We start from the raw sequence: 13242 nt of genomic DNA on the forward strand, positions 1-13242 counted from the left end.
CATTGCATCATCGACATTCGAAGGCTCTATGCTAAGTAACGACATTCTTCGTAGCCTGCGCTACACCCTGAAAGCAAACAACAACGACATGGTGCGCATTCTTGCGCTGTCGGACATGGAATCCACGTCTGCCGGTTTCGATACCTGGATGACCAAAGAAGACGAAGAGGGCTTCGTTCGCTGCCCGGACATTATTCTGTCGGGTTTCCTGAACGGCCTGATTTACGATAAGCGTGGCAAAGATCCGGCCGCGCCGGAGCTGGCGCTGGAGCGTCGCGTGAACAACAACACGGTGCTGAAAAAGCTGCGCATCGCGTTCTCGCTGAAAACGGACGATATTGTGGCGATCATGACCGAGCAAAAATACCGCGTATCCGTGCCGGAAGTGACCGCCATGATGCGCGCGCCGGACCACAAAAACTACCGCGAGTGCGGCGATCAGTTTCTGCGTAATTTCCTGCGCGGGCTGACCCACCGGGTGCATCACCCTAAACCATAAAAAAAGCCGGAGATTATCTCCGGCTTTTTTGTTATTTCACCTGCTGGCCAGGCTTCGCGCCTTCATCAGGGCTTAACAGGAAGATATCTTTCCCGCCAGGGCCTGCGGCCATCACCATCCCTTCAGAGATGCCGAAGCGCATTTTGCGCGGCGCCAGGTTCGCCACCATCACGGTCTGACGACCGATCAGCACCTGCGGGTCCGGGTAGGCTGAACGGATGCCGGAGAAGACGTTACGCTTCTCGCCGCCCAGATCCAGCGTCAGGCGCAGCAGCTTGTCAGAACCTTCCACGAATTCCGCGTTTTCGATCAGCGCCACGCGCAGGTCGACTTTGGCGAAATCGTCAAAGGTAATGGTTTCCTGAATCGGATCGTCTGCCAGCGGGCCGGTCACCGGTGCCGCAGCCGCTTTAACCTCTTCTTTAGACGCTTCCACCAGGGCTTCAACCTGCTTCATCTCGATGCGGTTGTACAGCGCCTTGAAGGTGTTCACCTTGTGGCCGAGCAGCGGCTGCGCCATGGCATCCCAGGTCAGTTCGGTGTTCAGGAACGCTTCAGCGCGGGCTGCCAGCTGCGGCAGAACCGGCTTCAGGTACGTCATCAGCACGCGGAACAGGTTGATGCCCATGGAGCAGATGGCCTGCAGATCGGCATCACGACCTTCCTGTTTCGCGACAACCCACGGTGCCTGTTCGTCCACATAGCGGTTTGCCAGGTCGGCCAGGGCCATGATTTCGCGCACGGCTTTACCGAACTCACGGGTTTCCCACGCGTCGCCAATGGCGGCTGCCGCGTCGGTAAAGGTTTTGTACAGGGCAGGGTCAGCCAGTTCAGCCGCCATCACGCCGTCAAAACGCTTGGCGATAAAGCCCGCGTTACGGGAGGCCAGGTTCACCACCTTGTTGACGATGTCCGCGTTCACGCGCTGCACGAAATCTTCCAGGTTCAGGTCGATATCGTCGATGCGGGAAGAGAGCTTCGCGGTGTAGTAGTAGCGCAGGCTGTCCGCGTCGAAGTGGTTCAGCCAGGTGCTGGCCTTAATGAACGTTCCGCGAGACTTGGACATCTTCGCGCCGTTCACCGTCACGTAGCCGTGTACGAACAGGTTGGTTGGCTTGCGGAAGTTGCTGCCTTCCAGCATCGCCGGCCAGAACAGGCTGTGGAAATAAACGATGTCTTTACCGATGAAGTGATACAGCTCGGCCGTGGAATCTTTCTTCCAGTATTCGTCGAAGCTGACGGTGTCGCCACGCTTGTCGCACAGGTTTTTGAAGGAGCCCATGTAGCCGATTGGCGCGTCCAGCCAGACGTAGAAATATTTGCCCGGCGCGTTCGGGATTTCAAAGCCGAAGTACGGCGCATCGCGGGAGATATCCCACTGCTGCAGGCCGGATTCGAACCACTCCTGCATTTTGTTCGCCACCTGCTCCTGCAGCGCGCCGCTGCGGGTCCACGCCTGCAGCATTTCGCTGAAGGACGGCAGGTCGAAGAAGAAGTGCTCGGAGTCACGCATGACGGGCGTGGCGCCGGAAACCACGGATTTCGGCTCGATAAGCTCGGTCGGGCTGTAGGTTGCGCCGCACACTTCACAGTTATCGCCGTACTGGTCCGGGGATTTACATTTCGGGCAGGTGCCTTTGACGAAACGGTCCGGCAGGAACATGCCTTTTTCCGGATCGTACAGCTGAGAGATGGTGCGGTTTTTGATAAAACCGTTCTCTTTCAGACGGGTGTAGATCAGCTCCGACAGCTCGCGGTTTTCGTCGCTGTGCGTGGAGTGATAGTTGTCATAGCTGATGTCAAAGCCAGCAAAATCAGTCTGATGCTCCTGACTCATTTCGGCAATCATCTGCTCCGGGGAGATCCCCAGCTGCTGCGCTTTCAGCATGATCGGCGTGCCGTGAGCATCGTCCGCACAGATGAAGTTAACCTCGTGGCCGCGCATTCGCTGGTAACGGACCCAGACATCAGCCTGGATATGCTCCAGCATGTGGCCGAGGTGGATTGAGCCGTTGGCGTACGGCAGTGCGCACGTTACCAGAATTTTCTTCGCGACTTGAGTCATAGTAGGCATTACTTCTTTTAACTGTGAAAAGGGTTTTTGATATTACCAAAAGGGGCATTATTAAGTAAGCACAAACCACGGCCTTTCAGGTAAACTTGTTCATCTAAGGTCTTATTCACAAGAACAAAGGAGTCGGGATGAGTTCTCAATCCCAGGCCAAATCACCGGAAGCCTTACGAGCAATGGTCGCCGGGACGCTGGCTAACTTTCAGCATCCAACCCTGAAGCACAATCTCACTACGCTGAAAGCGTTACACCACGTTGCCTGGCTGGACGATACCCTGCACATTGAGCTGCAGATGCCGTTCGTCTGGACCAGCGCCTTTGACGCGCTGAAAGAGCAGACCAGCTCTGAGCTGCTGCGTATTACCGGTGCGAAGGCGATCGACTGGAAGCTGAGCCACAGCATCGCCACGCTGAAGCGCGTGAAAAACCAGCCTGGCGTGAACGGCGTGAAAAATATCATTGCCGTCAGTTCGGGCAAGGGCGGAGTAGGGAAATCTTCTACCGCCGTTAACCTGGCGCTGGCGTTGGCAGCGGAAGGGGCAAAGGTCGGCATTCTGGATGCGGATATCTACGGTCCGTCTATTCCTAACATGCTGGGCGCGGAAAACCAGCGCCCCACCTCGCCGGACGGGACCCACATGGCGCCAATTATGGCGCACGGTCTGGCGACCAACTCTATCGGTTACCTAGTGACCGACGATAACGCCATGGTCTGGCGCGGCCCGATGGCCAGCAAAGCGCTGCTGCAGATGCTGCAGGAGACGATGTGGCCTGATCTGGATTATCTGGTGCTGGACATGCCGCCGGGCACCGGTGACATTCAGCTGACGCTGGCGCAGAACATTCCGGTCACGGGGGCGGTCGTCGTGACTACGCCGCAGGATATCGCGCTGATCGACGCCAAAAAAGGCATCGTGATGTTCGAGAAGGTGGAAGTGCCGGTGCTCGGTATCGTCGAGAACATGAGCATGCACATCTGCAGCAACTGCGGTCACCACGAACCTATCTTCGGTACGGGTGGCGCAGAAAAACTGGCCGCGAAGTATCACACCCAGCTGCTGGGACAGATGCCGCTGCACATTACCCTGCGTGAAGATCTGGACAGCGGAAAGCCAACGGTGGTCAGCCGTCCGGACAGCGAATTTGCGGAAATGTATCGCCAGCTGGCGGAACGCGTTGCGGCGCAGCTCTACTGGCAGGGTGAAATCATTCCTGGGGAAATCGCGTTCCGCGCGGTGTAATTCCTCAGCTCCTAATTGCCGGGTGGCTTCGCTTACCCGGCCTACAAATGGCACCATCACGTAGGTCGGGTAAGGCGAAGCCGCCACCCGACTTTAACCCAACCGATAGTGCATCAAATAATACTCTCCGTCCGGAGAATTACCCGTCGCCTCTATGTGCCAGCCGTGTCGCTGGTAAAACGCAATAGCCCGCGCATTCTTCACCAGACACTTAAGCGAACCCGTACTGGTAAACGTTTTCTGTACGTGCTCAAGCAACTCATGCCCGACGCCCATGCTCTGATACTGCGGATCGACAAACAGGTTGTGCAGGAAATTATCGTTCGTCCAGACGGAGGCAAAACCCAGGCGATGACCGTTCTGAACAGCAACCCAAATCACTTCGTCGCGGGTTGCCGCGTCAAAGTCTTCAAGCTGCCAGTCCGCGCTGTCCAGCCATGGCCAGGCTTCACGCCGGGCGTGGAGGTAGAGCGTGCGCAGGAAAGGGCGGTCGCTTTCCTGCCAGGGGCGAATCAGAATTGCGTTAGCGGTGATAGAAAATATCTCCATTGTAGGCTTTGTAGATCTTGCCATCAGCATCGCCGATCAGCACGTAGTTCTCACCCATATAGGTCCAGTGGGTTCCGGCATCCGGAGCCGGCAGGTTACGCAGCTGGTACTGTTTGATGGTGTACTCCGGCGTTTGATACTGCGCCGGCGCCGTGTCGCCAATCTTGAATTTCGTAAAGTCAGCGATGAACTCTTGTTCTTCATAGGCCTTGATGCCGGATGGCGCAGCGGCCGTTTGCGGGGCAGCGAATGCGGATCCCGCCAGAGACAGTAATACACCCAGAAGCAGCAATTTACGCTTAGCCATTTTTTCTCCAGTGATATCGTTACAGATACTTTTCGTCTGCAGGTCGTGCAAAGCGGAGCAGACAGTCCATTTTAAGTATCAACGCAGGGTATGTTTGAGAAAAAATGTAACAAAAGTGGACGGTTTTGTGTAGTCGAACTGGATGATGTTTATCATTGTGGTGAATGTTATATGTGTTATGTATTTTTAATATTTATCATTTCATTGAGCAATTCTAAAAATAAATTTCCACGTCAAAATTGGACTTCTATATTGATGCTTTCTCACTGAACAACATTTAATATTGACTTCGGGTGAGGCGTGCTCACTTTCGTTTTTATAAGGCTGAGTATTCTCATTGTTTTTACTAGAAATGGGATGGATTGCATTTTATTATGCTATAACTGCATGTTTCTGAAATAAAAAAATTAAATTTCAATAGCTTAGCTTATATTTTTTTGCAAAATTAACAATGAACGCAACGGTAAAAAAACCAATATTTATATAAATGAAAAATACAACTGCATTTTCTCTGTTATTTCTTACTGTTAGTCAGTTGACGGGGTGTGTTTTTTCCCCAGGTCAGAACTTAAGTGTGTCCGGGAAGAAAGTCGTTTCTGTGGAAGAGGTCAATTATCAGCTTGATAAGCGCGTGGAGATTTTTCCACTGACGCCGGGATTAATTGAAAAGCTACTTCCGACCGTGTCGAAATCTCAGGCAAATCCTAATCTGGATGAGCAGATCAAAAACTGGGAATACCGTATTGGTACAGGCGACATCCTGACGGTCACCGTCTGGGATCACCCTGAATTAACGACGCCCGCAGGACAATATCGTAGTGCGAGCGATGCCGGCAATTGGGTCAATGCCGATGGTACGCTCTTTTATCCCTACGTCGGTAAGCTGCGGGTGGCGGGAAAAACGGTTTCACAGGTACGTGAAGAGATTACAACTCGACTGGATAAAGTCATTGAGACCCCGCAGGTGGACGTCAGCATTGCCGCCTTCCGTTCCCAAAAAGCCTATGTCACTGGAGAGGTCGAAAAATCAGGCCAGCAACCCATAACCAATATTCCGCTGACGGTGATGGATGCGGTTAACGCCGCTGGCGGTCTTTCTGCTGATGCAGACTGGCGCAACGTCGTGCTGACGCATGATGGTAAGGACTCCCGCCTTTCGCTCTATGCGCTTATGCAGCATGGCGATTTGACCCAAAATAAACTGCTTTATCCGGGCGATATCCTTTTTATTCCCCGGAACGACTCGCTGAAAGTGTTCGTGATGGGCGAAGTCGTCAAGCAGAGTACGCTTAAGATGGATCGTAGCGGCATGACGCTGGCCGAAGCCCTGGGCAATGCCGGGGGGCTTAACCAAAATATGGCCGATGCAACCGGCATTTTTGTTATCAGGCAGGTAACGAAAAAAGGCGACACGGACAAAATTGCCAATATCTATCAACTGAATGCCGAAGATGCGTCAGCAATGGTGTTGGGTACGGAATTCCAGCTGGAACCGTATGACATTGTCTACGTCACCACGGCACCGCTATCACGCTGGAATCGCGTGATCACCCAGCTGGTGCCTACCATCAGTGGCGTCCATGACCTGACCGAAACCGTTCGTTACATCAGATCGTGGCCGCAGTAATGTTTCAGTCAATCTTAGTAGTCTGTACCGGCAATATTTGCCGTTCACCGATTGGTGAGCGGTTGTTGCGTCAGCAATTACCCGGCAAGCAGGTAACCTCGGCAGGTATTTTTGGACTTGAAGGCCGCCCGGCGGATGCGGCTGCGCAGGCTGTCGCCTGGCGTCATGGCGTTTCGCTGGAAGGGCATGTTGCCCGCAAGGTGACGCGCAGCCTGTTGCAAAAATCCGATTTGATTCTGGTAATGGAGCCGGAACACCTCCGTTTCATTGCCACAATGGCCCCGGAGAACAGGGGAAAATCGCTGCTCTTTGGACAATGGCTGGAAGCCAGGGACATTCCCGACCCGTACCACAAAAGTCGTGAAGCCTATGAATATGTTTTTGAGCAATTGGGAAAAGCCAGTCAGGAATGGGCTCGCCGTTTGAGTCAATAAGGAATGAAGCTGTAATGTCGTCTTCTAAATCAGATAAATATAGTGCTGCGACACCGCAGAATAATGAAATCGATCTTCTTCAGTTGCTTGCTGAGATGTTTGATCATCGGGTAACGATCGCATGTATCACACTCCTGCTCACGGTATGTGCGGGGATATATGCGTTCAACGTCACGCCAGTTTACCAGGCTGATGCCCTGGTACAGGTTGAATCGAAGCAGAAAAACTCGCTGCTCAAGAACTTGACCTCGTTTGAGGCCGATCTCTCTCCAGATGTCGCGCCAGAACTTTTACTCCTTAAATCACGGATGATCCTGGGGGAGACCGTCGATCAGTTAGGGTTGACGTACAACGTCAAGCGGCGTCTGTTCCCGGTCATCGGGTCTTTATGGGAACACGTGCGGGGACGTAAATCCGATAAAATAACGATTGGCACGCTGACTATTCCTCTTCTGGAAGGTAAGCCACAAACGCTTTTACTCACCGTACAGGAGCAAGGGCGGTATCGTCTTGAGGGAAAAATGCTTGTAGCAGACGGCGTTGTGGGAAAAACGCTTGTTAAAGACGGCATATCGATTCTGGTGACATCGCTCAGCGCGGAACCTGGCACCCAGTTTACCCTCGAAACCGTCACAAGGCTTGACGCGATCAACGCTATTCAGAAGAGACTTACGGTTGTGGAGTCGGCTAAACAGAGCGGTATGATCGCATTAACGTTAACGGGTGAAGACTCCGGCAAGATCGCCATGGTGCTTAATACCATTGCTGAAAATTTTCTCAGTCAGAATATTGCGCGCCAGGAAGCGAAAGATTCCCGCAGCCTCACGTTCTTACAGGATCAATTACCTAAGATCAGCCGGGAACTGGATGAAGCCGAAGCGCGACTGAATGCCTACAGAGAGCAACGCGATTCTGTCGACTTATCTCTGGAGGCGAAGTCAGTCCTCGATCAGGTAGTTAACGTGGAAAACCAGCTTAACGAGCTGACGTTCCGCGAAGCAGAGGTTTCCCAGCTTTTCAAAAAGGACCATCCCACCTACCGTGCTTTGCGGGAGAAGAAACAAACACTTGAGCGAGAGCGCGCGCGTCTGAATAACCGCGTCTCATCCATGCCTTCCACGCAGCAGGAAATCTTACGCCTGAGTCGTGACGTTGAATCCGGGCGTACCATATACCTGCAGTTGCTGACTCGTCAGCAAGAGTTGAGTATCTCGCGCTCCAGCGCTATCGGGAACGTGCGGATCATTGACCCGGCCGTGACGCAGCCAGATCCAATCAAACCGCGCAAAGCGTTCATTATTGTACTGGGTATGCTGATGGGGTTGATGCTCTCTACAGGAACGGTTTTAGTGCGTTCAGCCTTTAAGCGGGGCATTACCTCGTCTGAACAACTCGAAGTGCAGGGGATACCGCTTCTGGCGACGCTTCCACGCTCGACGTGGCTCTGGAAAAAAACGCACCTGCGCAGAAGAAATCTGTGTGCTTCCCGATGGAAGCACAGGACGTCGAATATACCTTTTATTCCCGTTGACCGTCCGGCAGATATGTTTGTCGAGGCGGTGCGCGGCCTGCGCACCAGTCTGCATTTTACCATGATGGATGCCAAAAACCGGATCGTCGTGGTGTCTGGCCCCACGCAGGACTGCGGAAAGACCCTGGTCAGTACTTCACTGGCATCGATTGCCGCTCAGGCCGGACAGCGAGTGCTGTTTATTGATGCGGATATGCGCAAGGGATATGTCCACAATGTTTTCAAACTGAGCAATCATCGGGGATTATCCTGCGTGCTTGGAGGAACCGTTGAGTGGCAGGAAGCAATTCAACGCGTTGAGAAAGGCGGTTTTGATGTATTGACCTGCGGACCCCAACCTCCACATCCCGTTGAGCTGCTCATGAGTGAACGCTTCCAGGCCGTAATGTCGCAGATAGACAAACTGTATGACATCGTGATTGTCGATACCCCACCCGTGCTTGCCGTAACGGATGCCTTGCTGATAGCCAGAGCAGCGGCTACCACGCTTCTGGTCGCCCGCTTTGGTAAAACCAGCGTCAAGGAGATCGAGAACTGCCTGAAGCGTCTGCAGCAAATGGGTGTGCAGGTGAATGGCGCGATCCTCAATGATATCGTGAAATCGGCTGCGCTCTATTACAACTCGGGATATAGCCATTACGACTACGGCTATACACAGGAGTAAACCTGGCGCGACACTTCTTTACAGCGTGATGGCGTTTTGCCCGTTAAGATGACCTTCGTTGAAACATGAGGTCACAATGGATAACCGCAAAATCAGTCGACTGCGCCGCTGGGCGCGGGAAGGGATCATATTCGTTCTGCTGACGCTGGCCGTAGTGTGGGGGGTTGATCGGTATCGAAAACCGACACTCCCCGCCAATTTTAGTGCAACACCGATGCAGAGCATCGACGCCAATATTCACGATATCGCGGCACTGAGCCAGGAACGGCCGCTGCTGATTTACGTCTGGGCCACCTGGTGCAGCATATGCCGTTACACGACGCCTTCCGTTAATCAGCTGGCAGAAGAAGGCGGGAACGTGGTGAGTATTGCCATGCGTTCCGGCGATAACGCAAAGCTTGCGCGCTGGGTTGAAAAGAAACAGCTGAAAATGCCGGTGATCAACGATGAAAACGGTGCGTTGTCGCAGCAGTGGCAGGTGAGCGTCACGCCGACGCTGGTCATTGTGTCGAAGGGTAATGTGGTCAGCACCACGACGGGCTGGACGAGCTATTGGGGTTTAAAATTAAGGATGTGGTGGGTAGGCGTATAAAAATAACCCCTCTCCCGGCGGAAGAGGGGTGTTGTATTACTTAGCCAGAACTTCCTGCGCGGTGCGCTCAACCAGAGACAGCAGGATTTTAATATCTTCCAGCGTCACGGTTGGGTTCAGCAGCGTCAGCTTCAGGCAGGTGACGCCGTTGTGCTCGGTCACACCAACGTTCGCACGGCCGGATTCCAGCAGCGCATCACCAATTTTCTGGTTCAGCAGGGCGATGCCCGCGTCATCCATCTGCACCTGTCCGCGGAAGCGGAACAGAACGCTTGCCAGCTGTGGCTGCATAACCAGTTCCAGAGCAGGCTGCTCTTTCACGTAGGCCGCAACCTGCTGCGCCAGGGTCACGCCGTGATCGATGATCGCCGCGTATTGCTCCTGCCCCAGCGCTTCCAGGCTCATCCACAGCTTCAGCGCGTCAAAACGACGGGTGGTCTGCAGAGATTTGGACACCAGGTTAGGCACGCCCGCTTCTTCATCGAACTCAGAGTTCAGGTACGCCGCCTGATAGCGCATCAGCTCATAGTGGCGCGCTTCTTTCAGCAGGAACGCGCCGCAGCTGATGGTCTGGAAGAACTGCTTGTGGAAGTCCAGGGTGACGGAATCCACCAGCTCGATGCCGTCCAAGTAGTGACGATACTGCTCAGACATCAGCAGCGCGCCGCCCCAGGCCGCATCAACATGTACCCAGATGTTCTGCTTCGCGGCCAGCTCTGCAATCGCACGCAGCGGGTCGATAGCACCGGCATCGGTGGTACCTGCCGTTGCGACGATCGCCAGAATCTGCTCGCCGTTCGCGTTGCACTGTTCGATTTTCGCCGCCAGATCGGTCAGATCCATGCGGGAGAATTCGTCCGTTTTCACCTGCACGACGGACTGGTAGCCCAGACCCATCAGCGCCATGTTTTTCTGCACGGAGAAGTGTGCGTTTTCAGAGCACAGTACGCGAATTTTGCGCAAATCGCCGACCAGGCCGTCCTGCTGAACGGAGTGACCCTGACGCGCAAAGAACGCATCGCGAGCCAGCATCAGGCCCATCAGGTTGCTCTGGGTGCCGCCGCTGGTGAAGACACCGGCGTCGCCGGCCTGATAACCCACGCGGGTACGCAGCCACTCGATCAGTTTAATCTCGATAATGGTTGCGGACGGGCTTTGATCCCAGGAGTCCATACTCTGGTTAGTGGCGTTGATCAGCACTTCCGCCGCCTGGCTTACGACCAGGCTTGGGCAGTGCAGGTGTGCCACACACTGCGGGTGATGAACGGACAAGCTGTCTTTCAGGAAGAACTCCACGGCGCGTTCAATCGCCGCTTCGTTGCCCAGCCCTTTCGGGTTGAAATCCAGCTTAATACGGTCGCGCAGTTCCGCGACCGTTTTGCCCTGGTACATCTCAGGCTGTTTCAGCCACTGCATCACAGCCTGAGTGCTTTGTTCGATCGCCTGCTGGTAAGCTTCAATGCTCTGCGCAGAGGAGAACAAAATTGGGTTTGAATCAGACATCGTAATCAATAACTCCGGTTACGCCGGGCGAACGCCCGCAGCAAGCAGTGCCTGCTCAAATTTATCCAGGAAGATTTTCAGTTCTTCGTCGCTGATCAGCAGAGACGGCAGCAGACGCAGAACGATACCGTTACGGCCACCGCGCTCCAGAATCAGACCGGCTTCGAAGCACTTCTTCTGAATCAGAGCAGACAGCTCGCCGTCGCCCGGGAAGCAGCCCATGTGGTCAGCGGCTTCGTGTGGCTTAACGATCTCAATACCGATCATCATGCCCAGACCGCGCACGTGGCCGATAACAGGATAGCGTTTCGCCATCTCTTTCAGCTGGCCTTTCAGCCATTCGCCCTGAGCGGCAACTTTGCCCGCGATGTTCTGGTCTTTCAGGATTTTCAGCGTCGTCAGGCCGGTCGCCATCGCCAGCTGGTTGCCGCGGAAGGTACCGGTGTGGTGGCCTGGCGCCCATGCGTCGAACTGCTTTTTGATACCGAGCACGGCCAGCGGCAGACCGCCACCTACGGCTTTAGACATCACGATAATGTCTGGCTCAATGCCCGCGTGTTCGAAGGCGAAGAATTTACCGGTACGGGCAAAGCCAGCCTGAACTTCGTCGAGGATCAGCAGAATGCCGTGTTCCTGAGTCACTTTACGGATGCGCTGCAGCCACTCAGCCGGAGCCGGGTTCACGCCGCCTTCGCCCTGAACGGCTTCCAGAATCACCGCAGCAGGTTTACGCACGCCGCTTTCAACGTCGTTGATCAGGTTATCGAAGTAGTACGTCAGCGCTTTCACGCCCGCTTCACCACCGATACCCAGCGGGCAACGGTACTCGTGCGGGTAAGGCATGAACTGCACTTCTGGCATCATACCGTCAACCGCTTCTTTCGGAGACAGGTTGCCGGTCACGGACAGCGCGCCGTGGGTCATACCGTGGTAACCACCAGAGAAGCTGATGATACCGCTACGACCGGTCACTTTTTTCGCCAGCTTCAGCGCCGCTTCAACGGCGTCAGCACCGGATGGACCGGTGAACTGCAGGCAGTACTCTTTGCCCTGACCAGGCAGCAGAGAGAGCAGGTATTCAGAAAACGCGTCTTTCAGAGGCGTAGTCAGATCCAGGGTATGTAACGGCAAGCCGCTGGTAATGACATTTTGGATGCTTTTCAGCACATCAGGATGGTTATGGCCAAGCGCAAGGGTCCCCGCGCCTGCTAAACAGTCAAGGTATTCTTTATTATCTGCATCGGTGATCCACACGCCTTCTGCTTTAGTGATGGCTAAAGGCAGTTTGCGCGGATAACTCCTGACGTTAGATTCAAACTCGGCCTGACGGGCCAGATAGGTTTCGTTGCTTTTGTGGGCATCTACGGTGTCAATACGGACTTTATCCGTCATCATATCACTCCTACAACCGCCGCTTCGTTATGAGCCACGATTGAATAAAAAGTTAAAAAACAGATGGGGGCCTGAAAAAAACGCCGCCAATATAGAGCCTTTTGCCACGGGGCTCAATGGTTAATTTGTTTACTGTTTTGTGACATGGCGCTCAGGGGAGGGGATATCCCCTTTTTAAGAAAGAAAATTGCACTTTATGGTAAAGAAAAACAGAATGTTACGTGTGTTCTGCCCTGACTGTAAATTCATAAAAAAGAGTGTGACAAATCGTGCCATTCGCTGACCGAAAAGGAGGCAGACTGCCTCCTTGTTCGCTTTATTTCTGCGACACCTGCAAAATGCCGTGGTTACGCCCCGTCGTCTTATTCCAGGACGCCGCCGTAATGCCGTTCTCATTAAGGCTTAGCGATATAACAAAACCATTACCGTGAATCTCATAGAAATGAGCATTCAGACGTTTCACGGTGGCCTTTTTGCCGTTAATGGTGGCGTTAAAAAAGCCGTTTGAAATCGTGGCGTTAACCGCATCCGATGTGAAAGTGGCTTCACGCAAAGGGTCGTGGACCGCAGCTGTTGCGTGCTGCGCCGCATTTTGGGCTTTTGTTTTGTGGATATCACAAGAGCCGTCATTCGCGTTCATCTCAGTGCATCCTGAACGTTCTAATTGAGCACGATAGTGCGCGTTAATCGCATGAGCCGGTGTTGTCGCTACCGTCAACATCAGTGCAATCCATATTAATTGAGTTTTCATGGCTAAACTTTTGTTCACCTTATAAAACGCACAGATAATAGGAGACGTACATCATGCCGATCCAAATACCGACGCCAATGA

General features: G+C 53.7%; 12 protein-coding genes. 6 read left to right on the forward strand and 6 right to left on the reverse strand.

The window, feature by feature from the left end:
• Positions 1 to 28: 28 nt before the first annotated feature.
• Positions 29 to 499, forward strand: a complete 471-nt coding sequence (locus tag SPH27_RS14415) for a DUF1456 family protein (RefSeq protein WP_045888720.1) — start codon at positions 29 to 31, stop codon at positions 497 to 499.
• A 31-nt stretch (positions 500 to 530) separates the two neighbouring features.
• Here the strand turns inward: SPH27_RS14415 and metG are convergent, their stop codons facing one another.
• The gene (metG, locus tag SPH27_RS14420) at positions 531 to 2564 is read right to left on the reverse strand and encodes a methionine--tRNA ligase (RefSeq protein WP_112778304.1); all 2034 of its coding nucleotides are present in this window, start codon (positions 2562 to 2564) and stop codon (positions 531 to 533) included.
• A 137-nt stretch (positions 2565 to 2701) separates the two neighbouring features.
• On the opposite strand from metG, the gene apbC reads away from it, so the two are divergent.
• Positions 2702 to 3811, forward strand: coding sequence for an iron-sulfur cluster carrier protein ApbC (apbC, locus tag SPH27_RS14425; RefSeq protein ID WP_182072654.1), 1110 nt, complete (start codon positions 2702 to 2704; stop codon positions 3809 to 3811).
• Positions 3812 to 3904: 93 nt separating this feature from the next.
• On the opposite strand, the gene SPH27_RS14430 is transcribed toward apbC, so the two are convergent.
• Together SPH27_RS14430 and SPH27_RS14435 are read right to left on the reverse strand one after the other, a co-directional pair.
• Positions 3905 to 4360 carry a GNAT family N-acetyltransferase gene (locus tag SPH27_RS14430; protein WP_233476953.1) on the reverse strand — a complete coding sequence of 152 codons (456 nt, stop codon included), beginning with the start codon at positions 4358 to 4360 and terminating at the stop codon, positions 3905 to 3907.
• Entirely contained in the window at positions 4335 to 4667 is a 333-nt protein-coding gene (locus tag SPH27_RS14435) for an RcnB family protein (RefSeq protein WP_023336316.1), read from the reverse strand. Before SPH27_RS14435 ends, SPH27_RS14430 begins: the two co-directional genes overlap by 26 nt.
• Before the next feature lie 487 nt (positions 4668 to 5154).
• Between SPH27_RS14435 and SPH27_RS14440 the strand changes: the two genes are divergently transcribed.
• The 4 genes from SPH27_RS14440 to SPH27_RS14455 all read left to right on the forward strand — a co-directional run bounded on the left by SPH27_RS14440 (position 5155) and on the right by SPH27_RS14455 (position 9515).
• The gene (locus tag SPH27_RS14440; RefSeq protein ID WP_182072658.1) at positions 5155 to 6294 is read left to right on the forward strand and encodes a polysaccharide export protein; all 1140 of its coding nucleotides are present in this window, start codon (positions 5155 to 5157) and stop codon (positions 6292 to 6294) included.
• The gene (locus tag SPH27_RS14445; protein WP_096151270.1) at positions 6294 to 6728 is read left to right on the forward strand and encodes a protein tyrosine phosphatase; all 435 of its coding nucleotides are present in this window, start codon (positions 6294 to 6296) and stop codon (positions 6726 to 6728) included. The genes SPH27_RS14440 and SPH27_RS14445 overlap by 1 nt, the downstream gene beginning before the upstream one ends.
• Positions 6729 to 6742: 14 nt before the next feature.
• Positions 6743 to 8923 (forward strand): polysaccharide biosynthesis tyrosine autokinase, encoded by a 2181-nt coding sequence (locus tag SPH27_RS14450; RefSeq protein ID WP_182072660.1) that lies wholly within the window; start codon positions 6743 to 6745, stop codon positions 8921 to 8923.
• A 76-nt stretch (positions 8924 to 8999) separates the two neighbouring features.
• Complete coding sequence (locus tag SPH27_RS14455) at positions 9000 to 9515, forward strand: protein disulfide oxidoreductase (RefSeq protein ID WP_096151272.1); 516 nt, start codon at positions 9000 to 9002, stop codon at positions 9513 to 9515.
• Positions 9516 to 9551: 36 nt separating this feature from the next.
• Here SPH27_RS14455 and SPH27_RS14460 read toward each other — a convergent pair whose 3' ends face one another.
• The 3 genes from SPH27_RS14460 to SPH27_RS14470 form a co-directional block, all read right to left on the reverse strand.
• Positions 9552 to 11018, reverse strand: a complete 1467-nt coding sequence (locus SPH27_RS14460) for a pyridoxal phosphate-dependent decarboxylase family protein (RefSeq protein ID WP_023312433.1) — start codon at positions 11016 to 11018, stop codon at positions 9552 to 9554.
• Between the two features lie 18 nt (positions 11019 to 11036).
• Positions 11037 to 12413, reverse strand: coding sequence for a diaminobutyrate--2-oxoglutarate transaminase (locus SPH27_RS14465; RefSeq protein ID WP_014884533.1), 1377 nt, complete (start codon positions 12411 to 12413; stop codon positions 11037 to 11039).
• A gap of 313 nt (positions 12414 to 12726) precedes the next feature.
• Positions 12727 to 13161 carry a hypothetical protein gene (locus tag SPH27_RS14470; RefSeq protein ID WP_048979969.1) on the reverse strand — a complete coding sequence of 145 codons (435 nt, stop codon included), beginning with the start codon at positions 13159 to 13161 and terminating at the stop codon, positions 12727 to 12729.
• Positions 13162 to 13242 lie beyond the last annotated feature (81 nt).

The organism is Enterobacter sp. A103 (genome assembly GCF_034427535.1).
GTDB lineage: Bacteria > Pseudomonadota > Gammaproteobacteria > Enterobacterales > Enterobacteriaceae > Enterobacter > Enterobacter asburiae_B.